The sequence below is a fragment of the Burkholderia sp. E168m23 genome, assembly GCF_016586125.1.
In the GTDB taxonomy this organism is placed as follows: domain Bacteria; phylum Pseudomonadota; class Gammaproteobacteria; order Burkholderiales; family Burkholderiaceae; genus Burkholderia; species Burkholderia orbicola.
The window spans coordinates 1-24,204 of the sequence record NZ_BCPP01000007.1 but is presented as its reverse complement, the minus strand read 5'-3'; the positions used below and the strand labels follow the sequence as shown (position 1 = coordinate 24,204).

The window sequence follows — 24,204 nt, the reverse complement described above, 5'->3', positions numbered from 1 at the left end:
TGCGGCACGAGCCGCCGCCAGGCGGGCGGCTGCGGCCGCTTGCGGCGCCGGCCGCGCGGGATTCGATGCAGGCTCGGCGGTGCCGGCGACGACCATCGCGATCGCGGCCGGGTCGGCCGCGCGCGGCGTCGCGCCGTACCCGGCGTTCGCGCGGGCGGCTGCGTAGACGGGGACCGTTGCGGGAGCCGGCGCAGCGGCCGGCGGCGGAACGCTCGTCACGACCATCTGGCTGGCCGGTTGCGCCGCGTAGTCGCTGCCGGTCGCGGCGCTCGCCCCGCCAACCGCGCGCTGCAGGCCTGAGGCCGAAGCCGAAGCGACGCCCGCATTCCCGCCGAACTGCCCGCCGCTCGCCGCATTGGCGTGCGCGAGCGCGGTTTCGGCCGTCTCGCCGCGTCCGGGAATCACGATCATCCCGTCGTCCGCATGGGCGGCAGGCGCGGCGATCCACAGCGCCGCGGCGAGCGCGAACGCGCGCCGGACGTGCGTGAGCCGCCCGTTCCTGTCGCGAAGTGCGTCGCCCGTCATCGCCGTGTCCTCGATCCGTTGATCCGCTTCGCATTCTAGGGAGCCGGGGCGTCGCGCAAACGATGAATAGAGGGGGCCTTTGCCGCGTTATTCGTCCGATTGCCGGTTGCGTCCCGCGCCTACCATCGCTGTCATGGAAAAAAGCCTCTCGGGTCGCCATCCGGTGCGAGGGGCGTGCAGCGCTTCATACGGAGAGACGCACACATGCTGGACAAACTCGATGCGGAATTCGCGTTCGGCCGACAGGCGCTCGACGTGCGCGCCTACCGGCAGGAACTGCTGTCGTCGAACATCGCGAACGCCGACACGCCCGGCTACCAGGCCCGCGACGTCGATTTCGCGTCGACGCTCGCGCGCTCGCTGAAGCAGACGAGCGGCGGCCTGGCGCCGAGCAACGCCGCGCAACTGCCGATGACGCAGCCGGCCGGCGTGACGAGCGGCATGTCGATGGTGTCGACGGCGGCGGGCCACATGGCCGGCACCGCGAAGCTGATCCCGACCGGCGGCCCGGCGGACGACTACGGCCGCGCGCAATACCGGATGCCGCTGCAGCCGTCGCTCGACGGCAACACGGTCGATCTCGACGTCGAGCGCGTGCAGTTCGCGAACAACGCGCTGCACTACGAAACCGGGATGACCGTGATGACCCAGCAGATCAAGGCGATGATCGCCGCGATCACGACGAACTCGTAACGAACTCGTAAGCGCCGCTTCCGAATCCGGACTCGAACACAAGGAGCCTCCATGCCTTCGTTGATGAACATCTTCGGCGTCGCCGGTTCGGCGCTGTCCGCGCAATCGCAGCGCCTGAACGTCACCGCGTCGAACCTCGCGAACGCCGACAGCGCGACCGGCCCCGACGGCAAGCCGTACAAGGCCAAGCAGGTCGTGTTCGCGACCGACCCGCTGGGCGGCGCACGTACCGCGTCCGGCCAGGGCGTGGGCGGCGTGCGCGTGACCAAGGTGATGGACGACCCGTCGCCGATGAAATCGACCTACGACCCGGCGAACCCGGCCGCCGACGCGAACGGCTACGTACAGATGCCGAACGTCGACCCGGTACAGGAGATGGTGAACATGATCTCGGCATCGCGCTCGTACCAGGCCAACGTCGAGACGCTGAACACCGCGAAGACGCTGATGCTCAAGACGCTGACGATCGGCTCGTAAGCCGCGCGCCGCCGACCTGACCGACCCGACACCGACAGTTCCGACAGAAGGCCAACAGGATGACTTCCTCCAACACGACGATCGGCAGCAACGGCACCAGCGTGTCGACGCTGCCGACCGACACGATGAACACCAACAACGTGTCGTCGACCAACGGCACGTCGGCGAGCGACCTGCAGGCGACGTTCCTGAAACTGCTCGTCACGCAGCTGCAGAACCAGGACCCGACCAGCCCGGTGGACAGCTCGCAGATGACGTCGCAGCTCGCGCAGATCAACACGGTGAGCGGCATCGCGCAACTGAACACGTCGCTCACGTCGCTGTCGACGCAGCTCGCGGCTGGCCAGCAGACGCAGGCCGCGCTGCTGATCGGCACGAACGTGCTCGCGCCGGGCAACTCGGTCGCGGTGAAGAGCGGCGCGGCGTCGCCGTTCGGCGTGTCGCTCGCGAGCTCGGTGTCGAACCTGACGATCACCGTGAAGAACTCGGCGGGCGCCGTCGTGAACACGATCAACGCGGGCGCGCAGTCGGCCGGCACCGTGCCGTTCAACTGGACCCCGACCGACGCGGCCGGCAACGCGCTGCCGGACGGCACGTATACGGTCAGCGCGTCGTACACCAACAGCGCCGGCACGCCGCAGGCGGCCACGACGCTCGCGGCCGCGCAGGTGCAGAGCGTGGTCAAGCAGGCGGACGGCACCGCGGGGCTCGTGCTGTCGAACGGCACGACGGTGGGGCTCACCCAGGTTGCGTCGATCTTCCCGAACACGAAGTCGTCCTCGTCCGGCGACACCACCACCAACTGATCGAGCTTTCCTGTAACGGAGAACGAAATGGGTTATCAACAGGGTCTGAGCGGCCTCTCGGGCGCATCGAACGCGCTCGACGTGATCGGCAACAACATCGCGAACGCGAACACGGTCGGCTTCAAGTCGAGCACCGCGCAGTTCGCCGACATGTACGCGAACTCGGTCGCGACGTCGGTCAACACGCAGATCGGCATCGGCACGACGCTGAACTCGGTGCAGCAGCAGTTCGGCCAGGGCACGATCAACACGACGAACTCGTCGCTCGACGTCGCGATCAACGGCAATGGTTTCTTCCAGATGTCGAACAACGGCGTGACGACGTACTCGCGCGACGGCACGTTCCAGCGCGACAAGAACGGCTACATCGTCAACGCGCAGGGCATGAACCTGATGGGTTACATGGCCGACAAGAACGGCGTGCTCAACACCGCGCAGACCGTGCCGCTGCAGGCGCCGACCACCAACATCGCGCCGACCGCGACGACCAAGATCACCGGCCAGTTCAACCTGAACTCGCAGGACACGGTGCCGGCCAAGACGCCGTTCAACGCGGCCGACACCACGACGTACAACTACTCGACGTCGATCCAGGTGTACGACTCGCTCGGCGGTTCGCAGGCGGTCAACATGTACTTCGTGAAGTCGGCGGCCGGCACGTGGGAAGCGTACGCGGGCGTGCAGGGCGGCGCGACGAACGATCTCGGCACGATCACGTTCGATACGTCGGGCGCGATCAAGAGCACGACGACGGGCACGCCGGCCACGCCGACCGCGTCGCTCGGCCAGTTCCAGTTCACCGTGCCGAACACCGACGGCTCGGCGACGCCGCAGAATCTCACGCTCGACCTGACCGGCACGACGCAGTACGGCGGCAAGGACGGCGTGAACAACCTCGCGCAGGACGGCTACGCGAGCGGCACGCTCACCACCTATTCGATCGGCACCGACGGCAAGCTGACCGGCAACTACTCGAACGGGCAGACCGCCGTGCTCGGCCAGATCGCGCTCGCGAACTTCAACAACCCGAACGGGCTGGTGAACCTCGGCGGCAACCAGTATGCGGAATCGGCCGCATCGGGCGTGCCGCAGGTGTCGGCCCCGGGCAGCACGAACCACGGCACGCTGCAGGGCAGCGCGCTCGAGAACTCGAACGTCGACCTGACGTCGCAGCTCGTCAACCTGATCACCGCGCAGCGCAACTACCAGGCGAACGCGCAGACGATCAAGACGCAGCAGACCGTCGACCAGACGCTCATCAACCTGTAAGCGCGGATAACCGGCAGCCATGGACCGACTGATCTATACGGCGATGACGGGCGCGTCGCAGTCGCTCGACCAGCAGGCGATCGTCGCGAACAACCTCGCGAACGCGTCGACGACCGGCTTTCGCGCGCAGCTCGCGACGTATCGCGCGGTGCCGATGAATTTCGGCGACGGCAGCAACATCGACCCGACGACGACGCGCACCTACGTGCTCGCGTCGACGCCCGGCGCCGATTACGCGCCGGGTCCGATCACGCGCACCGGCAATCCGCTGGACGTCGCCGTGCAGGGCCCGGGCTGGCTGTCGGTGCAGACGGCCGACGGCAGCGAGGCGTACACGCGCGCCGGCAACCTGCACGTCGACGAGAACGGCCAGCTCGTCAACGCGAGCAACCTGCCGGTGATCGGCAACGGCGGCCCGATCTCGGTGCCGCCGAACGCGGAAGTGACGATCGGCAAGGACGGCACGGTGTCCGCGCTGATGCCGGGCGACCCGCCGACCGCGGTCGCGATCGTCGACCAGATGAAGCTCGTCAATCCCGATGCGGCCACGCTCACGCGCGGCAACGACGGGTTGTTCCGCACCGCCGACGGCAATCCGGCCGACGTCGACCCGAACGTGGTCGTCACGCCGAATTCGCTCGAAGGCAGCAACGTGAACCCGGTGACCGCGATGGTCGCGATGATCGACAACGCGCGCGCATTCCAGCTGCAGTCGAAGCTGATCCAGACGGCCGACCAGAACGAGCAGACGGCGAACCAGTTGCTCAACTTCAGCTGAGCGCCCGCGCCAGCTTACGCAGGAGAATCGACAAATGAATCGTTCGCTCTACATCGCCGCCACCGGCATGAATGCGCAGCAGGCGCAGATGGACGTGATTTCGAACAACCTCGCGAACACCAGCACGAACGGCTTCAAGGCGTCGCGCGCGGTGTTCGAGGATCTGCTGTACCAGACCATCCGCCAGCCCGGCGCGAACTCGACGCAGCAGACCGAGCTGCCGTCGGGCCTGCAGCTCGGCACCGGCGTGCAGCAGGTCGCGACCGAGCGCCTGTACACGCAGGGCGGCCTCACGCAGACCGGCAACTCGAAGGACGTCGCGATCAACGGCGCGGGCTTCTTCCAGGTGCTGATGCCGGACGGCACCAACGCGTACACCCGCGACGGCTCGTTCCAGACCAACGCGCAGGGCCAGCTCGTCACGTCGAGCGGCTACCAGGTGCTGCCGGCGATCACCGTGCCGCAGAACGCGCAGTCGCTGACGATCGGCAAGGACGGCGTCGTGTCGGTCACGCAGCCGGGTTCGAGCAACGCGGTGCAGATCGGCTCGCTGCAGATCGCGACCTTCATCAACCCGACCGGCCTCGAGGCGAAGGGCGAGAACCTGTTCGCGGAAACGACGTCGTCGGGCGCGCCGAACGTGTCGCAGCCGGGGCTGAACGGCGCGGGCGTGCTCAACCAGGGCTACGTCGAGGCGTCGAACGTGAACGTCGTGCAGGAACTCGTCAACATGATCCAGACGCAGCGTGCCTACGAGATCAACAGCAAGGCCGTGACGACGTCCGACCAGATGCTGCAGACCGTCACGCAGATGAAGAGCTAACCGGAACGTCCCGTCGCAGCCATGAAGCAGGTTCGCCTTTCCTCGTCAGCCACCGTCCGCGCCGCCTGCGCGGTCGCGGTGGCGGCGCTCGCCGGTTGCGCGCAGATTCCGCGCGATCCGATCATCCAGCAGCCGATGACGGCGCAGCCGCCGATGCCGATGTCGATGCAGGCGCCCGGCTCGATCTACAACCCCGGCTACGCGGGGCGGCCGCTGTTCGAGGATCAGCGCCCGCGCAACATCGGCGACATCCTGACGATCATGATCGCGGAGAACATCAACGCGACCAAGTCGTCGGGCGCGAACACGAACCGGCAGGGCAACACCGACTTCAACGTGCCGACCGCCGGCTTCCTCGGCGGGCTGTTCGCGAAGGCGAACCTGTCGGCGACCGGCGCGAACAAGTTCGCGGCCACCGGCGGCGCGAGCGCGGCGAACACGTTCAACGGCACGATCACGGTGACCGTCACCAACGTGCTGCCGAACGGCAACCTCGTGGTCAGCGGCGAGAAGCAGATGCTGATCAATCAGGGCAACGAATTCGTGCGTTTCTCGGGGGTCGTCAATCCGAACACGATCTCGGGTGCGAACTCGGTTTACTCGACGCAGGTCGCCGACGCGAAGATCGAATACTCGTCGAAGGGCTACATCAACGAAGCCGAGACGATGGGCTGGCTGCAGCGCTTCTTCCTCAACATCGCGCCGTGGTGATGACGATGCAGCTGCCTCTTTTCCGTCGCCTGTCGTTTCGTGCACTCGCCGTCGCGCGGTTTGCCGCCTTCGTGATGGCCGCCTGCGTGCTCGGCGCCGCGCCCGCGCACGCGGAACGCCTGAAGGATCTCGCGCAGATCCAGGGCGTGCGCGACAACCCGCTGATCGGCTATGGCCTCGTCGTCGGTCTCGACGGCACGGGCGACCAGACGATGCAGACGCCGTTCACTACGCAGACGCTCGCGAACATGCTCGCGAACCTCGGCATCTCGATCAACAACGGTTCGGCCAACGGCGGCCCGTCGTCGCTGAACAACATGCAGCTGAAGAACGTCGCGGCCGTGATGGTGACGGCCACGCTGCCGCCGTTCGCGCGGCCGGGCGAGGCGCTCGACGTGACCGTGTCGTCGCTCGGCAACGCGAAGAGCCTGCGCGGCGGCACGCTGCTGCTCACGCCGCTGAAGGGCGCGGACGGGCAGGTGTACGCGCTCGCGCAGGGCAACATGGCCGTCGGCGGCGCGGGCGCCAGCGCGAACGGCAGCCGCGTGCAGGTGAACCAGCTCGCGGCCGGCCGGATCGTCGGCGGCGCGATCGTCGAGCGCGCGGTGCCGAACGCGATCGCGCAGATGAACGGCGTGCTGCAACTGCAACTGAACGACATGGACTACGGCACCGCGCAGCGCATCGTGTCCGCGGTCAACTCGAGTTTCGGCCCGGGCACCGCGACGGCGCTCGACGGCCGCACGATCCAGCTCGCGGCGCCGGCCGATTCGGCGCAGCAGGTCGCGTTCATGGCGCGGCTGCAGAACCTCGACGTGAGCCCGGACAAGGCCGCCGCGAAGGTGATCCTGAACGCGCGCACCGGCTCGATCGTGATGAACCAGATGGTCACGCTGCAGAGCTGCGCGGTCGCGCACGGCAACCTGTCGGTCGTCGTCAACACGCAGCCGGTGGTGTCGCAGCCGGGGCCGTTCTCGAACGGGCAGACGGTGGTCGCGCAGCAGTCGCAGATCCAGTTGAAGCAGGACAACGGCGCGCTGAAGATGGTGACGGCCGGCGCGAATCTCGCCGACGTCGTGAAGGCGCTGAACACGCTCGGCGCGACGCCCGCGGACCTGATGTCGATCCTGCAGGCGATGAAGGCGGCCGGCGCGCTGCGCGCCGACCTCGAGGTGATCTAAATGGCAGCCACGCTCCCCAACGCAAACGACCTCACGCAGCGCTTCGCGCTCGACGTGCAGGGTTTCGACGCGCTGCGCGCGCAGGCGAAGCAGTCGCCGCAGGCCGGCGCGAAGGCGGTGGCCGGCCAGTTCGACGCGATGTTCACGCAGATGATGCTCAAGAGCATGCGCGACGCGTCGCCCGACGGCGGGCTGTTCGATTCGCATACGTCGAAGATGTACACGTCGATGCTTGACCAGCAGCTCGCGCAGCAGATGTCGACGCGCGGGATCGGCGTCGCCGACGCGCTGATGAAGCAGTTGCTGCGCAATGCGGGCGCCGGCGCGGGCAGCGATACGGCGGCGGATGTGGGCGCGGGCGGCATGGGCGCCGGCGGCCTCGGCACGGCCGGCAACGAAGGCAGCCTCGCCGCGATGAACGCGATGGCGAAGGCCTATGCGAACGCGGCGAACAACGGCGGGCTCGCCGGTGCGCGCGGCTATTCGGCCGGCAGCGCGCTGACGCCGCCGGTCAAGGGCGCGAGCGGCGTGCAGGACGCGGACGCGTTCGTCGACCGGCTCGCGGCCCCCGCGCAGGCGGCCAGCGCGACGACCGGCATCCCGGCGCGCTTCATCGTCGGCCAGGCCGCGCTCGAATCGGGCTGGGGCAAGCGCGAGATCCGCGCGGCGGACGGCTCGACCAGCTACAACGTGTTCGGCATCAAGGCGAACAAGGGCTGGACCGGCCGCACCGTGTCGGCGCTGACCACCGAATACGTGAACGGCACGCCGCGCCGCGTGGTCGCGAAGTTCCGCGCGTACGACTCGTACGAGCACGCGATGACCGATTACGCGAACCTGCTGAAGAACAACCCGCGCTACGCGGGCGTGCTGAGCGCGAGCCGCAGCGTCGAGGGCTTCGCGCACGGCATGCAGAAGGCCGGTTACGCAACCGACCCGAATTACGCGAAGAAGCTGATCTCGATCATGCAGCAGATCGGCTGACGGGCCCGCCCGCCACCGGTTCGCCCCCCCCTTCGGACCGCGCCCGGCACCTTGCCGCGCGCGGTTTCAACGTTTGCGCGAAATAAATCGCCGTTTCGATCTAAACTTTCGGTCAGCACTGCCGCTAAGTGTGAGAGACCTGCGACCGGGCCCCCGTTCTGGCCCGGTTTTATTGCGCACCGGTTGCCCCGGGCGCCCATGACAAGAAAGACCGGCTAGCCATGAATATCGAAACGTCGACGGACCCCAGCCTGGATGCAGGCCACTCCGGGCCCGACTATGCCCGCCGCAATCCGCTGGAAATCGGCGTGCAGCTGCGCAACCTGGTGAATCGCGGCGATTTCCTGACCGTGCAGTACCCTGGCGGCCAGCTCGTCACGCGTCTGCTCGAGGTCGACGTCGGCGCGCGGACGTTCACGTTCGACTGGGGCGCGCTGTCCGAGCAGAACGCCGGCATCCTCGGCGCGTCGCACTGCACGTTCGCGGCTTCGCCGGAAGGCGTGCGCGTCGAATTCACCACGGGCACGCCGCGCGAGACGCGCTACGAGGGGCTGCCCGCGTTCGTCGCCGATTTCCCCGACGTGCTGGTCTGCATCCAGCGCCGCGAATATTTCCGCGTGGACGCGCCGATCGTCGATCCGTTCCTGTGCCGCGGCAAGCTGCCGGACGGCGAGAGCTTCCTGTTCGAGGTGCACAACCTGTCGCTCGGCGGCGTGGGGCTGCGCACGGCCGACGAGCGCGTCGAGGCGCTCGAGGTCGGCACGCTGCTGCCGGACGTCGAGCTCGAGCTGACCGGCCACGGCAAGCTGTCGCTCGACCTGCAGCTGGTGTCGCAACGTTCGACGCAGATGCCGAACGGGTCGCGCCGCTACCAGCTCGGCTTCCGCTACATGTCGCTGCCGGGCAGCGCGGAGAATACGCTGCAGCGGCTGATCACCCAGCTCGAAATGAAGCGCCGCTCGCTCGCGCGGGCCTGACGCGCACCCGGCGCGGGCCCCGTCCGGGCCGCCCGCGCAGCGCCGCCGGCGCTCCTCGCCGGCCGCTTCGAACGGCGACGCACACCCGTGCGCCGCGCGTGCATTTTTTCCTCAATTTTTTCGATCCGCGGCCGTTATACCGGGAGTCACGCAACCCGGCGGCCGCAGCGCGGCCGGCTCATCAGGATCGCGCATGTCCAACTCACTCATGAACCTCGGTGTCAGCGGCCTGAATGCCGCGCTCTGGGGCCTCACGACGACCGGCCAGAACATCAGCAACGCGGCGACGCCCGGCTATTCGGTCGAACGCCCCGTCTATGCCGAGGCAAGCGGGCAGTACACCAGCAGCGGCTACATGCCGCAGGGCGTGAACACCGTCACCGTGCAGCGGCAGTACAGCCAGTACCTGAGCGACCAGCTGAACGGCGCGCAGACGCAGGGCGGCGCGCTGTCGACGTGGTACTCGCTCGTCACGCAGCTGAACAACTACATCGGCAGCCCGACGGCCGGCATCTCGACCGCGATCACGAGCTACTTCACCGGGATGCAGAACGTCGCGAACAGCGCGTCCGATTCGTCGGTGCGGCAAACCGCGATGAGCAATGCGCAGACGCTCGCGAACCAGATCACGGCGGCCGGCCAGCAGTACGACGCGCTGCGCCAGAGCGTGAACACGCAGCTCACCAGCACCGTCACGCAGATCAACGCGTACACCGCGCAGATCGCGCAACTGAACCAGCAGATCGCGTCGGCGAGCAGCCAGGGCCAGCCGCCGAACCAGCTGATGGACCAGCGCGACCTCGCGGTGTCGAACCTGTCGAATCTCGCGGGCGTGCAGGTGGTGCGCAACAGCGACGGCTACAGCGTGTTCATGTCGGGCGGCACGCCGCTCGTCGTCGCGGACAAGAGCTATCAGCTCGCGACCGTCACGTCGCCGTCCGATCCGAGCGAGCTGACCGTCGTGTCGCAAGGCATCGCCGGCGCGAACCCGCAGGGGCCGAACCAGTTCCTGTCCGACGCGTCGCTGTCGGGCGGCACGCTGGGCGGCCTGCTCGCGTTCCGCAGCCAGACGCTTGATCCGGCCGAAGCGCAGCTCGGCGCGATCGCGACCAGCTTCGCCGCGCAGGTCAACGCGCAGAACGCGCTCGGCATCGACCTGTCGGGCAAGGTCGGCGGCAACCTGTTTTCGACCGGCGCGCCGATCACCTACGCGAACCAGGGCAATACCGGCAACGCGGCGCTGTCCGTGTCGTTCGTGAACGCCGCGCAGCCGACCACCAGCGACTACACGCTCGCGTACGACGGCACGAACTACACGCTGACCGACCGTGCGACCGGCACGGTGGTCGGTACGTCGACGTCGATGCCGGCCTCGATCGGCGGGCTGAACTTCTCGTTCTCGTCCGGCTCGATGAGCGCCGGCGACAAGTTCACCGTGCAGCCGACGCGCGGCGCGCTGAACGGCTTCGGCCTCGCGACGTCGAACGGCTCCGCGATCGCGGCGGCCGCGCCGTACGTGCCGTCGGCCACGACGACCAACACCGGCAACGGCACGATCGGCGGGCTGTCGGTCACGAGCGCGACGGCCGCGGCCAACGCGCACAACTACACGATCACGATGGGCGGCACCACGGCCGCGCCGACCTACACGGTCACCGACAACACGGCCGTGCCGCCGACGACCAGCGCCGCGCAGCCGTACCAGTCCGGCTCGCCGATCACGCTGACGGCGGGCGTCACGGTGACGGTGTCGGGCACGCCGGCGGTGGGCGACACGTTCAAGGTCGCGCCGAACACGGGCGGCACGAACGACGGCAGCAACGCGCTCGCGCTGTCGAAGCTCGTCAACTCGAAGTCATTCGGCAACGGCTCGGCCACGCTGACGGGCGCGTACGCGAACTACGTGAACGGCATCGGCAACACGGCGAGCCAGCTGAAATCGTCGAGCGCCGCGCAGACCGCGCTGGTCGGCCAGATCACGCAGGCGCAGCAGTCGGTGTCGGGCGTGAACCAGAACGAGGAAGCGGCCAACCTGATGCAGTACCAGCAGCTCTACCAGGCGAACGCGAAGGTGATCCAGACCGCGTCGACGCTGTTCCAGACCGTGCTCGGCCTGTTCAACTGATTTCGGGGATCGAAGCGATGCGGATTTCCACTGCGCAGTTCTACCAGATGAACGTCGCCCAGATGAGCGACCAGCAGGCGCAGCTCTCGCAGCTGTACCAGCAGATCTCGAGCGGCGTGAGCCTCGCGACGCCGGCCGACAACCCGCTCGGCGCGGCGCAGGCCGTGCAGCTGTCGATGACGTCGGCGACGCTGTCGCAGTACGCGTCGAACCAGAACGCCGCGCTGTCGTCGCTGCAGAAGGAAGACCAGACGCTCATCAGCGTCAACAACCTGCTCAACAGCATTCACACCGTCGTGATCCAGGCCGGCGACGGCTCGCTGTCGGACAGCGATCGTTCGGCGTTGTCGACGCAGTTGCAGGGCTATCGCGACCAGTTGATGACGCTCGCGAATTCGACGGACGGCTCGGGCAATTACCTGTTCGCGGGCTTCCAGTCGGCCACCGCGCCGTTCTCGAACGCGCCGGGCGGCGGCGTGACCTACAGCGGCGACACCGGCTCGCGCCAGGTGCAGATCGCCGACACGCGCTCGATCGCGCAGGGCGACAACGGCGCGAACGTGTTCCTGTCGGTGCCGATGCTCGGCAGCCAGCCGGTGCCGCTCGCCGGCGCGGCCAACACCGGCACGGGCACGATCGGCGGCGTGACGATCACGAGCCCGTCGGCCGCGTCCAACGCGCACCAGTTCACGATCGCGTTCGGCGGCACGGCCGCCGCGCCGACCTACACGGTGACCGACAACACCGTCGTGCCGCCGACCACGACGACCGCGCAACCGTATTCGGACGGCGCCGGGATCGCGCTCGGCAACGGCCTGTCGGTGCCCGTGTCGGGCAAGCCGGCGCCGGGCGACACGTTCACGGTCACGCCCGCGCCGCAGGCCGGCACCGACGTGTTCGCGGCGCTCGACACGATGATCGCCGCGCTGAAGGTGCCGATCAGCAGCAACACGACCGCCGCGACCGCGCTCGCGAACGCGATGACCACCGGCACGACCAAGCTGAACAACATGATGACGAACGTCCTCACGGTGCAGGCGTCGGTCGGCGGCCGCGAGCAGGAAATCAAGGCGATGCAGGCCGTGAACCAGACCAACACGCTGCAGGTCAGCAGCGACCTGGCCGACCTGACGAGCACCAACATGGTCGCGACGATCAGCCAGTTCCTGCAGATGCAGAACGCGCTGACGGGGTCGCAGAAGGCCTACGCGCAGTTGCAGAACCTGTCGCTGTTCCAGTACATCAATCCGTGATGCACGACGCGCCGGCGGCGAGGTGAGCGCACGCTTACTTCGCTGTCGGCGCCCGCCGCCGCCCGTGCATCGTGCGCGGACGGGCGCTTCACCGGGCCGCGCGGTCGCGCACCGGTTCTCTCATGCGGGCTGCCGCTTCCTCGTTTGGCCGGCCGCGCATACCGGCTCGCTTGCCAGCCCCCATTCCGCTCCGTAAACTCGCGCCAGATTCCAGACCGGCGCATCCCTGGCAGCCGGCGACCGACGACCGACAGGAGCGCTTTCCCCATGTCCGATTCCTACTTCCCGCGCTGGCGGGTCCAGCCGACCGGCGCGGCCTCGCGCGTGGTCGGCCCCGACGAGCGCCTCGCGTGGCCGCAGATGATCGCGATGGGTGTGCAGCACGTCGTCGCGATGTTCGGTTCGACCGTGCTCGCGCCGCTGCTGATGGGCTTCGACCCGAACCTGTGCATCTTCATGTCGGGCATCGGCACGCTGCTGTTCTTCGTGCTGGTCGGCGGCCGCGTGCCGAGCTACCTCGGCTCGAGCTTCGCGTTCATCGGTCTGGTGATCGCGGTGACGGGCTACGGCGGCAGCGGCCCGAACCCGAACATTCCGGTCGCGCTCGGCGGGATCGTCGCGTGCGGCGTCGTGTACGTCGCGCTCGGCGCGCTGGTGCAGGCGATCGGCACGCGCTGGATCGAGACGCTGATGCCGCCCGTCGTGACCGGCGCGGTGGTCGCGGTGATCGGGCTGAACCTCGCGCCGATCGCGGTCAAGGGCGTGTCGGGCTCGACCTTCGAATCGGTGATGGCGCTCGTCACGGTGCTGTGCGTCGGCGGTGTCGCGGTGTTCGCGCGCGGAATGATGCAGCGCCTCTTGATCCTCGTCGGGCTCGTGATCGCGTACGTGATCTACGCGATCGCGACCAACGGAATGGGCCTCGGCAAGCCGATCGATTTCGCGATCGTCGCGCAGGCCGCGTGGTTCGGCGTGCCGAGCTTTCGCGCGCCGGTGTTCGATCCGCACGCGATGCTGATGCTCGCGCCGATCGCGGTGATCCTCGTTGCGGAGAACCTCGGCCACATCAAGGCCGTCAGCGCGATGACGGGCACCAACCTCGACCGCTACGTCGGCCGCGCGTTCATCGGCGACGGGCTCGCGACGATCGTCTCGGGCAGCGTCGGCGGCACGGGCGTGACCACCTACGCGGAGAACATCGGCGTGATGGCCGTCACGCGGATCTATTCGACGCTGGTGTTCGCGGTCGCCGCGCTGATCGCGATCGGGCTGGGCTTCTCGCCGAAGTTCGGCGCGGTGATCCAGACGATTCCGGGCCCGGTGCTCGGCGGCGTGTCGATCGTGGTGTTCGGGCTGATCGCGGTGACGGGCGCGCGGATCTGGGTCGTCAACAAGGTCGACTTCTCCGACAACCGCAACCTGATCGTCGCGGCCGTCACGCTGGTGCTCGGCGCCGGCGACTTCTCGCTGAAGATCGGCGGCTTCGGGCTCGGCGGGATCGGCACCGCGACGTTCGGCGCGATCATCCTGTACGCGATCCTGCGCAAGGAGAAGGAACCGGGGCCGGTGGTCTGATTCGGGCGCGGGCGGTGCAATGCCGCCCGTCGTTGTGCATACCGCCGTTGTGCTCACCTCACGCGCCGGTATTCGACTGCCCCTGCAGCCACGCGCAGAACTGCGCGACGAGCGGATCGTCGGCCGGCGCACCCGGCGCGATCCACCAGTAGCTGCGCGTCGCGATGCGCGGCCCGTCGAGCGGCATCACCAGGCGCCCGCTCGCGAGCTCGTCGTCGATCAGCGGCAGCGGGCCGAGCGCGACGCCGAGCCCGTCGACGGCCGCCTGCAGCGCCAGGTAGAAGTGATCGAACGACTGCCGCTTGCGCCCCTTCATCGTCACGCCGGCCGCCGCGAACCAGTCGCGCCAGCCTTCCGGCCGCGTATCCGAATGCAGCAGCACGTGCCGCGCGAGATCGTCCGCGCGCGTGATCGGCGCGCGCTTGAGCAGCGCCGGGCTGCACACCGGAATCACGCTTTCGTCGAGGAAGTGGCCGCTCGTGCAGTTCGGCCAGTGGCCGGGGCCGCGGCGGATCGCGACGTCGAAGCCGTTCAGCGTGTCGAGCGGCGCGTTCGACGTCGACAGCTTCAGCTCGACGTTCGGCACGTCGCGCTGGAACCGCGACAGGCGCGGCAGCAGCCATTTCATCGCGAAGGTCGGCAGCGCGTTGATGCGCAGCACGCGCGCCGCGCCGGTGTTGCGCAACTGTTCGGTGGCGTGCGCGATGCTGTCGAAGGCCGCGCGCACGGTGTCCAGGTAGCGGCGGCCTTCGTCGGTGAGCTTCACGCGCTTGCCGTAGCGGTGAAACACCGGCTTGCCGAGCCACGCCTCGAACCCGGCGATCTGCCGGCTGATGGCACCGTGAGTCACATGCAGCTCGTCGCCGGCGGCGCTGAAGCTTTCATGTCGTGCCGCGGCTTCAAAGGCCCGAAGCGCGGAAAAGGGCGGGAGATCGCGTGCCATGCTTGTGATTCTAGATCACAAGGGCGCGCCGATAAAATCGTTTTGCCGGAATCCTGAACGGCGGTAACCTCGCTTCACCGTTTGATGAGGAGCCCCATGCAATCCGCTTTTCAGCCTGACTCGCCGCCCGCTTCCCCGCCGCCTGGCGCGTCTCCTCGCAGCGTCGGCCTCGCCGAGCTGTTCACCGGTTTCCTGTCGCTCGGCCTGATGTCGTTCGGCGGCGCGTTGCCGTTCGCGCGGCGCACGATCGTCGACGAGCGCAAGTGGCTCTCCGCCGACGAATTCACCGATCTGCTCGGCCTGTGCCAGTTCCTGCCGGGCGGCAACGTGATCAACCTGTCGGTCGCCGTCGGCATGCGCTTTCGCGGCGTCGCCGGTGCGTTTGCCGGGATTCTCGGGCTGATCGCGGGCCCGACGCTGGTCGTCGTCGCGCTCGGCGTGCTGTACGCGAAGACGCAGAACGATCCGCGCGTGCAGCACCTGTTCGCGGGGCTTGCCGCGGCGGCGGCCGGCCTGCTCGTCGCGATGGCCGTGAAGGTCGCGAAGCCGCTGCTTCGGGCGCCGCGCACGGCGGCGGCGATCGCGGCGCTCGCGTTCGTCGCGATCGCGGTGCTGCGCATGCCGCTGTTGACCACGATGCTCGTGCTGACGCCTGTCAGCATCTGGTTCGCGTCGCGCCGTCGCGACGCGGGCACGCCGCGGCCGGCGCCTGCTGCCGCACCCGGCACGCAGGGTGCGCCCGACGCGCCCCGCTCGCAACGGGAGGGCCGGCCATGAGCGATACGCTGATCGCCATCGCGACGATCTTCAGTCAGTTGTCGCTGCTCGCGTTCGGCGGCGGCAACACGATCCTGCCGGAGATGCAGCGGCAGGTCGTCGACGTGCATCACTGGATGAGCGCGCACGAGTTCACCGCGCTGTTCGCGCTGGCCCAGGCGGCGCCCGGGCCGAACATGATGATCGTGTCGCTGGTCGGCTGGCATGTGGCCGGCTGGGCCGGGCTGCTGGTCGCGTCGCTCGCGAAGTTCGGGCCGTCGTCGATCGTCACCGTGCTCGCGCTGCATGCGTGGGAGCGCTTTCGCGACCGGCCGTGGCGCCGCTACGTGCAGCAGGGAATGATGCCGGTGACGGCCGGGCTCGTCGCGGCAAGCGCGGTGCTGATTTCCGAGGCGTCGAACCGCACCGCGATCCAGTGGGGCATCACGGCCGCGTGCGCGGTGCTGGCGTGGCGCACGCGCATCCATCCGTTGTGGCTGCTCGCGGGCGGCGCGCTGATCGGGCTCACGGGCATCGGGCAGTGAGCTGCGCACAACCGCCCTCCCGTGCGCGATACTGGCGCGACTTTTCACGGGAGGATCGATGGATCTCGACGGCGCCAGCCGCAATCTCACTGTCGCCGCGTTGCTGACGCTGTCCGGCGGCTATCTCGACGCGTACACGTACGTCGGCCACGGCCACGTGTTCGCGAACACGATGACCGGCAACGTCGCGCTGCTCGGCATCAACCTGTCGGCCGGCGAATGGGCCGCGGCGCTGCATCACGTACCGCCGCTCGGCGGCTTCGTGCTCGCGGTGTTCGTCGCGCACCTGCTCGGCCTCGCCGCGGGGCGCGGCTGGATGCGGCATACGGCGTTCGTGAGCCTGATCGTCGAAATCGCGTTTCTCGGCGTCGCCGCGAGCGGCCTCGTCGGCGCGTCGAGCGCATGGCTGATTCCGGGCATCTCGTTCGTCGCGACGCTGCAGACGCTGTCGTTCACCCATCTCGAGGAACTGTCGTACACGTCGGTGATGACGACCGGCAACCTGCGGCGTGCCGCGCAGAAGCTGTTCGTCGGGCTGATCCCGCGCTACGACGCGGGGGCGCTGCACGACTCGGCGCTGCTCGCGACGATCAGTTTCTGTTTCCTGGCCGGCGCGGTGGTCGGCGGCCTCGTGACGCGGCTCGTGCCGGACATCGCGCTGTGGGGCGCCGTGCTGCTGCTCGTCGGCGCGTTCGCGGAGATCGTGCGGCGGGCGTGGCGTCGCGCGGGGAACGGCGGCGCGGGCGGCGAGGACGGTAACGGCGACGCGGGCGCCGGCAGCGACGGGGCGGCGCAGACGGCCTGACGGCAGGCGGCAATCGGACAACCCCAAGCGGCAAGCGGCAAGCGGCGAGCAGCGAGCAGTGAGCAGTGAGCAGTGAGCAGTGAGCAGTGAGCCGATCGCAACGATCGCACCGACCATTTCACTACGCCGCGCCGCGCCGCGCCGCACCGCACCGCACCATCGCCGAACCTTGCAGCGCCGCACGTGCCCGCCGGCGCCGTCGCGCACCCTCCCGCCCTCGCGCGAGACAGGCCCGGCGCGGGAAACGTTGTTCCCGGACGACAATCGCGCGATTGCCGCGTATTTCAATTTCTTTCAGCGTTCGCACTGGTCTTATGATTCAGCCCACATCGCGCACGCCATGAACGTGTGCGATCGCCACCCGGCTGCGCACGCGGCCGGCCATGAATGGAGACACCTACAAAAGGGAAAGCTCATGAAGCAGACCACCCGACTCGCAGTCATCGCAGGGGGCGCGGCGCTGGCCTTCGCCAGCCAGTACGCAGCAGCACAAAGCTCGGTCACGCTCTGGGGCGTCGCCGACGCCAGCATTCGTTACCTGACCAACGCCAACGCCAAGAACGACGGCCTGCTGTCGATGACCAACGGCGCGATCACGAACAGCCGCTTCGGCATCTACGGCACGGAAGACCTGGGCGGCGGCCTGAAGGCCGTGTTCAACCTCGAGAGCGGCGTGAACCTGCAGAACGGCGCGTTCGCCGACAGCGGCCGCCTGTTCAACCGCGCGGCGTACGTCGGCCTGCAGAGCCCGTACGGCACGGTGACCCTCGGCCGCCAGAAGACGCCGCTGTTCGACCTGCTGTCGGACACCTACGATCCTCTGACGGTCGGCAACTACCTCGAAAACGCGTGGCTGCCGGTCGCACTCGGCGGCGGCCTGTATGCGGACAACCAGATCAAGTACACGGGCAAGTTCGAGGGCCTGACGGCGAAGGCGATGTACTCGACCGGCACCAACTACGAATCGACCGGCGCCGGCGGCTTCTCGGGCCAGATTCCGGGTTCGCTCGGCAAGGGCAATGCGTGGGGCGTGTCGCTGTCGTACGTGATGGGCCCGCTCAGCATCGCGGCCGGTGCGCAGCAGAACAGCGACAACTCGGCGCGCAAGCAGACGATCTACCACGCGAACGTCGTGTACGCGTTCAGCAAGGCGAAGATCTACGCGGGCTACCTGCGCTCGAAGGACGATACGGGCTTCGTCGACAGCCTGCTCGCGCAGCAGTCGATTCCGGTCGCGAAGGGTACGGGCCGGATCGACGACGGTCCGTTCGCGGGCGTGAGCTGGCAGGTCAGCGCGCCGCTGACGCTGACGGGCGCGTTCTACTACGACCACATGCGCAATGCGATGACCACGAACGGCACGCTCGCGAGCGGCAACCGCTACGCGATCGTCGGCATCGCCGAGTACGCGCTGAGCAAGCGCACCGAAATCTACGGCACCGTCGACTTCAACAAGACGAACGGCGCGGCGAACGTCGAGCTGCCCGGCCGCAGCAACCAGACGGGCATCGCGATCGGCCTGCGCAATATCTTCTGACGAACGTCGGAACGCACGCGCTGGCTTCGCCCGGCACGCACCGAAGAGGCTCCGCGAGGCGCCTCTTTTTTTTCGTCACGCGAGCTTCAATGCGAGCTTCATACGCGCACACGACTATTCGGCGGCCGCTCCATTGCGGAAGTCCCGCGCCGTAAGCGATCCGTCGGCAATCCAGAACATACTTTTACAGTCCGCGCGCAGGCTTTCCGCTACGCTGCGTGCATCGCGCGTGGCATGCCGTCCGGCGTGCGCGTGCGTCGTTCCGGTGGCGCTTCGCGAGCGCGGCCGGCCTGGTGCGTAACTTGTGTATCCGGCGATGACAAACACGGTCCGCCGGTTTCTTTCGTGGGACGATGCGCTCACGATTTTCTTGAAAGGGGATGACGATGGGTATCCTGAATGTCGTGGGTGAGATCGCCGGCGCGGTCGCCGCCGTCGAAGGCGCGGAAAAGCTGGATCCGGATGCGGGCCTCCTGACCAAGGCGGCCGCGGCCGTCGCCGGCTTCAAGGGCGCCGAGGCGATCGAAGGCATGCTCGAGAAGACGGACGAGCAGCCGCAGCAGGCGGACGATACGCAGGCGACGGACGGCAGCGACACGTCGCAGGCATGAGCATGGCGGCCGGTCGGGCCGCGGGCGCGCCCTTCGCGCGCCGGGCCGGCCGGTGCCGCGCAATCGGCAGGTCGGGCATGCGGTCGATCGGTGACGCATGGCACAACCGCCAGCCGGTTTGACCGGCGAGAGGCCTCGTCTCTCGCCGTTTTTTATTGGGCGCGCGGCACGCCCCACGCGCCGCACGAATTCCCGAATCTTGCTATCGTCCCCCCATCCGAACTGCGATGAGGGAATGCGATGGATTTCGACTACGACCTGTTCGTCATCGGCGCCGGCTCGGGCGGCGTGCGGCTCGCGCGCATGTCCGCGTCATACGGCGCACGCGTCGGCATAGCGGAAGAAGAGCAGATCGGCGGCACCTGCGTGCTGCGCGGCTGCATCCCGAAGAAACTGCTCGTCTACGCGTCGCACTACCCGCACGAAGTCGACGACGCGAAGGGCTTCGGCTGGACCTTCGGCGCCGGCACGCTCGACTGGTCCGCGCTGATCGCCGCGAAGGATCGCGAGATCAACCGGCTGAGCGACATCTACATCAACCTGCTGCGGCAATCGGGCGTCGACATGCACGCCGGCCGCGCGACGCTCGTCGATGCGCATACCGTCGCGATCGGCGAGCGTACGATCCGCGCGCGCCACATCGCGATCGCGACCGGCTCGCGGCCGTCGCTGCCGCCGCGGCCCGGCATCGAGCATGCGATCACGTCGCGCGAGGCGTTGTCGCTCGCGGCGCTGCCCAAACGCATCGCGGTGGTCGGCGGCGGCTATATCGCGGTCGAGTTCGCGGGCATCTTCAACGGTTTCGGCAGCCACGTCGACCTGTTCTATCGCGGCGAACAAATCCTGCGCGGCTTCGACGACGACGTGCGTCAATTCCTGACCGACGAGATGACGAAGCAGGGCGTCACGATTCATGCGCGCGCGGTGATCGAATCGATCGAGCACGCGGATGACGGCACGCTGTTCGTGCAGGTCGGCGACGCGCGGCACGGGCCGTACGATCAGGTGCTCTATGCGACCGGCCGCGTGCCGAATGTCGACGGGATCGGGCTCGAGCAGGCGGGCATCCTCCTCGATGCGCGCGGCGCGATTGCCGTCGATGCATATTCGGCGACGTCGGTGCCGTCGATTCACGCGATCGGCGACGTCACGTCGCGGCCGCAGCTCACGCCGGTCGCAACGCGTGACGCCGGGCTGCTCGCGCGCACGCTGTTCGGCGGGTCGCGCGTGGCGGTCGACCACGCGTACGTGCCGTCGGCCGTGTTCAGCCAGCCCGAGGTCGCGACGGTCGGCCTGACCGAAGCCGATGCGCGTCGTACGCTGGGCGACGTCGACATCTACCGCACGTCGTTCAAGGCGCTGCGTCACACGCTGTCGGGCCGCGACGAGCGCACGCTGATGAAGCTCGTCGTCGCGCGCGACAGCCAGCGCGTGGTCGGCGCGCACATGGTCGGCCGCGACGCGGGCGAGATCATCCAGGGCATCGCGATCGCGATTCGCGCGGGCGCGACGAAGGCGCAGTTCGACGACACGATCGGCATTCATCCGACCGCGGCCGAGGAATTCGTGACGATGCGGCAGAAGGTGGCCGATTAGCAGGAACCGGGAAACCGCACGCGCGTTTGCACCGATGCATGCGCGCGTGCGGTCGGTATGCCGAACGGCGTATTTTCGAGATATCGATCGTTCGGATCGAAGAGGCGGATTAACGTGTGTCGGTATCGCCGGATCGATCGCTAATCCGCCGATATCGACACGGACGAGCGGCGGGTATCGATCGCGTGTCGCGCGAGCCCATGCCTGCAACGCTTTACGCGTGAATGGATCGCCTATTCGATATAAGCGTGAAAATCGTCAATTATTATCAAGATAGGCCGTCTTGATAAAGAGGCTTGATATGATCGCGAAAAATCATATACGGGGCCGACCATGCGCGATCAACAGCGCAGTAATCAGAATAACGGAATCATCCGTGCGCACGATGCAGGCGCGTATCGCATTACCCATCCGCTTTTCGCCGTGACGCATCCGTTGCGCGCGTTCCTCCATGACTTGCCGCGATCGCCGAATCGGCGATGAACGCGTGCGCGTGCCCCGCGCAGTGCCCTCTTTTCCAGCAAGGAGACCCGCAGTGAACATTCAGACACGACGCACCGTCCTCGTGGCGGCGGCGGTCGTCGCAGCGCTGTCCGGCTGCGCGACCGAATCGTCGCGCACGCTCGACGTGCCGGCCGTCAGCAGCGCGCAGAAGCCGTACGCGGGCAAGCCCGTCGCGATCGCCGTCGGCAAGTTCGACAACCGCTCGAGCTACATGCGCGGCATCTTCTCCGACGGCATCGACCGCCTCGGCGGACAGGCGAAGACGATCCTCGTCACGCGCCTGCAGCAGAGCCGCCGCTTCAACGTGCTCGATCGCGAGAACCTCGACGAGATCAGGCAGGAAGCGGGCTTCATGAAGAAGGCGCAGGCCGTGAAGGGCGCGAACTACGTGGTGACCGGCGACGTGACCGAGTTCGGCCGCAAGGACGTCGGCGATCATCAGCTGTTCGGCATTCTCGGCCGCGGCAAGACGCAGGTTGCGTACGCGAAGGTCAACCTGAACATCGTCGACACGACGACGTCGGAAGTCGTCGCATCGAGCCAGGGCGCGGGCGAGTTCAGCCTGTCGAACCGCGAGGTGATCGGCTTCGGCGGCACGGCCGGCTACGACTCGACGCTCAACGGCAAGGTGCTGGACCTCGCGATCCAGGAAGCCGTGAACCATCTGGCCGAGCAGGTGGACGCCGGCGCATTGAAGGTCGCGCAGTAAGCGTCGCAACCCGCCGCAGCGGGCGCCGGGGCCGGCGCCGCGCTCGCACGATTCACCACGACATCAAAAGAGAAAAGACCATGAAACGGGGTAACTGGCTGCCGGCGACGGCCGCCGCCTTGCTGCTCGCCGGCTGCGCGAGCTCGACGCCGCCGCTCTATCAGTGGACCGGCTATCAGCCGCAGGTGTACGAATACTTCAAGGGGCAGAAGTCGCCGCAGGAGCAGATCGACGCGCTCGAAAAAGCGCTGCAGGACATTCGCGGCAAGGGGCATACGCCGCCGCCGGGCTTCCATGCGCATCTCGGCATGTTGTACGCGAGCATCGGCAGCGAGCAGCAGGCCGAACAGGAATTGCAGGCCGAGAAACAGCTGTTTCCGGAGTCCGCGGCCTACATGGATTTCCTGCTGAAAAAGAAAGGCGGCGCGCCGAAGGCGGCTGATCCGAAGGCAGCCGGCCAGAAGGCTGTCGACCAGACGGTCGCCGGCCAGAAGAACGCCGATCCGACCACCGCCAAACAGTGAGCGACGCGCCAGCCATGTTCAAGACCCTCTCATTCAAGCTGCTGTCCGTGCTGCCGCTCGTCGCGCTGCTGAGCGCCTGCGCGCAGCCGGTGAAACGGCCCGATTACGCGGCGTTCAAGAAGAGCCAGCCGCGCTCGATCCTCGTGCTGCCGCCGGTCAACGAAACCTCCGACGTCGGCGCGACCTACGGGCTGCTGTCGCAGATGACGCTGCCGCTCGCCGAGTCGGGCTATTACGTCGTGCCGGTTGCCGTGATGGACGAGACCTTCAAGCAGAACGGCCTGACCAATGCGGCCGAGATCCAGGAAACGCCGCCCGCGAAGCTGCGCGAGATTTTCGGCGCGGACGCCGCGCTGTATTCGAAGGTGTCGCAGTACGGCACCGTCTACCGGATTCTCGCGAGCGCGACGGTCGTGTCGGCATCGGCGAAGCTCGTCGATCTGCGCACCGGCGACGTGCTGTGGCAAGGCCACGCGAGCGCGAGCAGCGACGAAGGCGGCAACAACGGCGGCGGCGGCCTGATCGGCATGCTGGTGGTGGCCGCGGTCAAGCAGATCGCGAATACGTTGATGGACCAGAGCCACGACGTCGCCGCGTTCACGAGCGGCCGCCTGCTGTCGGCCGGGCCGCCGGCCGGCTTGCTGTACGGCCCGCATTCGCCGAAGTACGGCACGGACTGACCGGCGCATGCGGCGCGCGGGCACCGGCTGGTGTCCGTTGCGTCGGCGTGCCGCGATCCGATCGAACGGCTGCGCGCGAGCGCGGCCGTTTTTTCTCGTGCATCGGCATCGCGGCGGCCGACGGGCTCAATGCACGCCGAACGCATCCAGCAGCCGGTACCAGCTCATCGCGAGCACCAGCGCCGGCGTGCGCAGCGCCTCGCCGCCGGGGAAGTCGCGATGCCGGATCTTGTCGAACAGGTCGAAGCGGCTCGCCTGGCCGTCGATCGCCTCGGCGATCAGCTTGCCCGCGAGCGCGGTCGTGTTCACGCCGTGCCCCGAGAACCCCTGCGCGAAGTACGTGGTCGGCGTGATGCGGCCGAAGTGCGGCGCACGGTTCATCGTGATGTCGACGAAACCGCCCCACGCATAGTCGACCTTCACGTCCGCGAGCTGCGGGAACGTCTTCAGCATGTCGGCGCGCATCGCCGCGGCGAGATCGCGCGGCTCGCGCGTCGAATAGCTGACCTTGCCGCCCCACACGAGCCGCGTGTCGGGCGCCGGCCGGAAATAGTCGAGCACGAAGCGGCTGTCGCAGATCGCCGCGCGGGCGGGCATCAGCGCGGCGGCGCGCGCTTCGCCGAGCGGCTCGGTCGCGATCACGTAGGTGCCGACCGGCATGATCTTCCTCGACAGCGCGGGCGCGAGCGTGCCGATGTAGGTGTTGCAGGCGAGCACGACGAAGCGCGCGCGCACGTTGCCGCCGCTCGTCTCGACGACGTGGCCGCCCGCCACGTCGCGCACGCGCGTCACGCAGCTGTCCTCGTGGATGCGCACA

25 protein-coding genes and 1 pseudogene are annotated in these 24,204 nt (G+C 68.0%); 23 read left to right on the top strand and 3 right to left on the bottom strand.

Annotation, left to right across the window (positions count from 1 at the left end; genetic code table 11):
• Positions 1–525 (bottom strand): annotated as a pseudogene (locus tag JMF90_RS39950) (flagellar biosynthesis protein FlgA); the annotation flags it as partial.
• 204 nt (positions 526–729) lie between these two features.
• Between JMF90_RS39950 and flgB the strand changes: the two are divergent.
• From flgB to JMF90_RS00815, 13 genes are all read left to right on the top strand, one after another.
• Complete coding sequence (gene flgB, locus JMF90_RS00875) at positions 730–1,218, top strand: flagellar basal body rod protein FlgB (protein WP_027807823.1); 489 nt, start codon at positions 730–732, stop codon at positions 1,216–1,218.
• A 51-nt stretch (positions 1,219–1,269) separates the two neighbouring features.
• The gene (gene flgC / locus JMF90_RS00870; protein WP_006477560.1) at positions 1,270–1,695 is read left to right on the top strand and encodes a flagellar basal body rod protein FlgC; all 426 of its coding nucleotides are present in this window, start codon (positions 1,270–1,272) and stop codon (positions 1,693–1,695) included.
• Between the two features lie 59 nt (positions 1,696–1,754).
• Entirely contained in the window at positions 1,755–2,501 is a 747-nt protein-coding gene (flgD, locus tag JMF90_RS00865; RefSeq protein ID WP_006477561.1) for a flagellar hook assembly protein FlgD, read from the top strand.
• Between the two features lie 27 nt (positions 2,502–2,528).
• The gene (flgE, locus tag JMF90_RS00860) at positions 2,529–3,770 is read left to right on the top strand and encodes a flagellar hook protein FlgE (RefSeq protein WP_006477562.1); all 1,242 of its coding nucleotides are present in this window, start codon (positions 2,529–2,531) and stop codon (positions 3,768–3,770) included.
• A gap of 19 nt (positions 3,771–3,789) precedes the next feature.
• On the top strand, positions 3,790–4,548 hold the full coding sequence (gene flgF / locus JMF90_RS00855; RefSeq protein ID WP_006477563.1) for a flagellar basal-body rod protein FlgF: 759 nt from the start codon (positions 3,790–3,792) through the stop codon (positions 4,546–4,548).
• A gap of 34 nt (positions 4,549–4,582) precedes the next feature.
• Positions 4,583–5,371, top strand: coding sequence for a flagellar basal-body rod protein FlgG (flgG, locus tag JMF90_RS00850; protein WP_006477564.1), 789 nt, complete (start codon positions 4,583–4,585; stop codon positions 5,369–5,371).
• A gap of 21 nt (positions 5,372–5,392) precedes the next feature.
• Positions 5,393–6,082, top strand: a complete 690-nt coding sequence (gene flgH, locus JMF90_RS00845) for a flagellar basal body L-ring protein FlgH (protein WP_054928144.1) — start codon at positions 5,393–5,395, stop codon at positions 6,080–6,082.
• Between the two features lie 5 nt (positions 6,083–6,087).
• Positions 6,088–7,263, top strand: coding sequence for a flagellar basal body P-ring protein FlgI (locus JMF90_RS00840; RefSeq protein ID WP_054928156.1), 1,176 nt, complete (start codon positions 6,088–6,090; stop codon positions 7,261–7,263).
• Positions 7,264–8,247 (top strand): flagellar assembly peptidoglycan hydrolase FlgJ, encoded by a 984-nt coding sequence (gene flgJ / locus JMF90_RS00835; RefSeq protein WP_054928143.1) that lies wholly within the window; start codon positions 7,264–7,266, stop codon positions 8,245–8,247.
• A 221-nt stretch (positions 8,248–8,468) separates the two neighbouring features.
• Positions 8,469–9,224 carry a flagellar brake protein gene (locus tag JMF90_RS00830; RefSeq protein ID WP_006477567.1) on the top strand — a complete coding sequence of 252 codons (756 nt, stop codon included), beginning with the start codon at positions 8,469–8,471 and terminating at the stop codon, positions 9,222–9,224.
• Positions 9,225–9,417: 193 nt separating this feature from the next.
• Positions 9,418–11,349 carry a flagellar hook-associated protein FlgK gene (gene flgK / locus JMF90_RS00825; RefSeq protein WP_054928142.1) on the top strand — a complete coding sequence of 644 codons (1,932 nt, stop codon included), beginning with the start codon at positions 9,418–9,420 and terminating at the stop codon, positions 11,347–11,349.
• A 17-nt stretch (positions 11,350–11,366) separates the two neighbouring features.
• Entirely contained in the window at positions 11,367–12,602 is a 1,236-nt protein-coding gene (flgL, locus tag JMF90_RS00820) for a flagellar hook-associated protein FlgL (protein ID WP_054928141.1), read from the top strand.
• A 267-nt stretch (positions 12,603–12,869) separates the two neighbouring features.
• Positions 12,870–14,177, top strand: a complete 1,308-nt coding sequence (locus JMF90_RS00815) for a solute carrier family 23 protein (protein WP_027807827.1) — start codon at positions 12,870–12,872, stop codon at positions 14,175–14,177.
• A 58-nt stretch (positions 14,178–14,235) separates the two neighbouring features.
• On the opposite strand, the gene JMF90_RS00810 is transcribed toward JMF90_RS00815, so the two are convergent.
• Positions 14,236–15,120 (bottom strand): transcriptional regulator GcvA, encoded by an 885-nt coding sequence (locus JMF90_RS00810; RefSeq protein ID WP_054928140.1) that lies wholly within the window; start codon positions 15,118–15,120, stop codon positions 14,236–14,238.
• Positions 15,121–15,216: 96 nt separating this feature from the next.
• Here JMF90_RS00810 and JMF90_RS00805 point away from each other — a divergent pair, with 96 nt between their 5' ends.
• The 10 genes from JMF90_RS00805 (at position 15,217) to JMF90_RS00760 (ending at position 23,387) form a co-directional block, all read left to right on the top strand.
• The gene (locus JMF90_RS00805) at positions 15,217–15,897 is read left to right on the top strand and encodes a chromate transporter (protein WP_054928139.1); all 681 of its coding nucleotides are present in this window, start codon (positions 15,217–15,219) and stop codon (positions 15,895–15,897) included.
• Entirely contained in the window at positions 15,894–16,421 is a 528-nt protein-coding gene (locus tag JMF90_RS00800) for a chromate transporter (RefSeq protein WP_006477572.1), read from the top strand. The genes JMF90_RS00805 and JMF90_RS00800 overlap by 4 nt, the downstream gene beginning before the upstream one ends.
• A gap of 58 nt (positions 16,422–16,479) precedes the next feature.
• Positions 16,480–17,226 (top strand): YoaK family protein, encoded by a 747-nt coding sequence (locus JMF90_RS00795; RefSeq protein WP_027807828.1) that lies wholly within the window; start codon positions 16,480–16,482, stop codon positions 17,224–17,226.
• Between the two features lie 415 nt (positions 17,227–17,641).
• Complete coding sequence (locus tag JMF90_RS00790; protein WP_011546404.1) at positions 17,642–18,763, top strand: porin; 1,122 nt, start codon at positions 17,642–17,644, stop codon at positions 18,761–18,763.
• A 386-nt stretch (positions 18,764–19,149) separates the two neighbouring features.
• The gene (locus tag JMF90_RS00785; RefSeq protein ID WP_054928155.1) at positions 19,150–19,374 is read left to right on the top strand and encodes a hypothetical protein; all 225 of its coding nucleotides are present in this window, start codon (positions 19,150–19,152) and stop codon (positions 19,372–19,374) included.
• 240 nt (positions 19,375–19,614) lie between these two features.
• Complete coding sequence (gene gor, locus JMF90_RS00780) at positions 19,615–20,970, top strand: glutathione-disulfide reductase (protein WP_201317033.1); 1,356 nt, start codon at positions 19,615–19,617, stop codon at positions 20,968–20,970.
• A 333-nt stretch (positions 20,971–21,303) separates the two neighbouring features.
• Positions 21,304–21,453 carry a hypothetical protein gene (locus tag JMF90_RS00775; RefSeq protein WP_201324928.1) on the top strand — a complete coding sequence of 50 codons (150 nt, stop codon included), beginning with the start codon at positions 21,304–21,306 and terminating at the stop codon, positions 21,451–21,453.
• 58 nt (positions 21,454–21,511) lie between these two features.
• Entirely contained in the window at positions 21,512–22,183 is a 672-nt protein-coding gene (locus JMF90_RS00770) for a CsgG/HfaB family protein (protein WP_201317034.1), read from the top strand.
• 80 nt (positions 22,184–22,263) lie between these two features.
• Positions 22,264–22,707: a DUF4810 domain-containing protein gene (locus JMF90_RS00765; RefSeq protein WP_054928136.1), complete on the top strand. Its 444-nt coding sequence runs from the start codon at positions 22,264–22,266 to the stop codon at positions 22,705–22,707.
• A 14-nt stretch (positions 22,708–22,721) separates the two neighbouring features.
• Entirely contained in the window at positions 22,722–23,387 is a 666-nt protein-coding gene (locus tag JMF90_RS00760; protein WP_201317032.1) for a DUF799 domain-containing protein, read from the top strand.
• A 126-nt stretch (positions 23,388–23,513) separates the two neighbouring features.
• Here the strand turns inward: JMF90_RS00760 and JMF90_RS00755 are convergent.
• Positions 23,514–24,204, bottom strand: a 691-nt coding sequence (locus JMF90_RS00755) for an FAD-binding oxidoreductase (protein ID WP_201324927.1), incomplete at its 5' end; no start/stop codon positions are given.

What these genes read in the sequence shown, in the direction of transcription:
- gor (WP_201317033.1), top strand. Translation starts at nt 19,615, where the DNA reads ATGGATTTCGACTACGACCTGTTCGTCATCGGCGCCGGCTCGGGCGGC.
- flgD (WP_006477561.1), top strand. Translation starts at nt 1,755, where the DNA reads ATGACTTCCTCCAACACGACGATCGGCAGCAACGGCACCAGCGTGTCG.
- JMF90_RS00830 (WP_006477567.1), top strand. Translation starts at nt 8,469, where the DNA reads ATGAATATCGAAACGTCGACGGACCCCAGCCTGGATGCAGGCCACTCC.
- JMF90_RS00760 (WP_201317032.1), top strand. Translation starts at nt 22,722, where the DNA reads ATGTTCAAGACCCTCTCATTCAAGCTGCTGTCCGTGCTGCCGCTCGTC.
- JMF90_RS00840 (WP_054928156.1), top strand. Translation starts at nt 6,088, where the DNA reads ATGCAGCTGCCTCTTTTCCGTCGCCTGTCGTTTCGTGCACTCGCCGTC.
- flgK (WP_054928142.1), top strand. Translation starts at nt 9,418, where the DNA reads ATGTCCAACTCACTCATGAACCTCGGTGTCAGCGGCCTGAATGCCGCG.
- flgH (WP_054928144.1), top strand. Translation starts at nt 5,393, where the DNA reads ATGAAGCAGGTTCGCCTTTCCTCGTCAGCCACCGTCCGCGCCGCCTGC.
- JMF90_RS00810 (WP_054928140.1), bottom strand. Translation starts at nt 15,120, where the DNA reads ATGGCACGCGATCTCCCGCCCTTTTCCGCGCTTCGGGCCTTTGAAGCC.
- JMF90_RS00775 (WP_201324928.1), top strand. Translation starts at nt 21,304, where the DNA reads ATGCGCGATCAACAGCGCAGTAATCAGAATAACGGAATCATCCGTGCG.
- JMF90_RS00800 (WP_006477572.1), top strand. Translation starts at nt 15,894, where the DNA reads ATGAGCGATACGCTGATCGCCATCGCGACGATCTTCAGTCAGTTGTCG.
- flgG (WP_006477564.1), top strand. Translation starts at nt 4,583, where the DNA reads ATGAATCGTTCGCTCTACATCGCCGCCACCGGCATGAATGCGCAGCAG.
- flgE (WP_006477562.1), top strand. Translation starts at nt 2,529, where the DNA reads ATGGGTTATCAACAGGGTCTGAGCGGCCTCTCGGGCGCATCGAACGCG.
- JMF90_RS00815 (WP_027807827.1), top strand. Translation starts at nt 12,870, where the DNA reads ATGTCCGATTCCTACTTCCCGCGCTGGCGGGTCCAGCCGACCGGCGCG.
- flgJ (WP_054928143.1), top strand. Translation starts at nt 7,264, where the DNA reads ATGGCAGCCACGCTCCCCAACGCAAACGACCTCACGCAGCGCTTCGCG.
- JMF90_RS00795 (WP_027807828.1), top strand. Translation starts at nt 16,480, where the DNA reads ATGGATCTCGACGGCGCCAGCCGCAATCTCACTGTCGCCGCGTTGCTG.
- flgC (WP_006477560.1), top strand. Translation starts at nt 1,270, where the DNA reads ATGCCTTCGTTGATGAACATCTTCGGCGTCGCCGGTTCGGCGCTGTCC.
- JMF90_RS00765 (WP_054928136.1), top strand. Translation starts at nt 22,264, where the DNA reads ATGAAACGGGGTAACTGGCTGCCGGCGACGGCCGCCGCCTTGCTGCTC.
- JMF90_RS00790 (WP_011546404.1), top strand. Translation starts at nt 17,642, where the DNA reads ATGAAGCAGACCACCCGACTCGCAGTCATCGCAGGGGGCGCGGCGCTG.
- JMF90_RS00785 (WP_054928155.1), top strand. Translation starts at nt 19,150, where the DNA reads ATGGGTATCCTGAATGTCGTGGGTGAGATCGCCGGCGCGGTCGCCGCC.
- JMF90_RS00805 (WP_054928139.1), top strand. Translation starts at nt 15,217, where the DNA reads ATGCAATCCGCTTTTCAGCCTGACTCGCCGCCCGCTTCCCCGCCGCCT.
- flgL (WP_054928141.1), top strand. Translation starts at nt 11,367, where the DNA reads ATGCGGATTTCCACTGCGCAGTTCTACCAGATGAACGTCGCCCAGATG.
- flgB (WP_027807823.1), top strand. Translation starts at nt 730, where the DNA reads ATGCTGGACAAACTCGATGCGGAATTCGCGTTCGGCCGACAGGCGCTC.
- flgF (WP_006477563.1), top strand. Translation starts at nt 3,790, where the DNA reads ATGGACCGACTGATCTATACGGCGATGACGGGCGCGTCGCAGTCGCTC.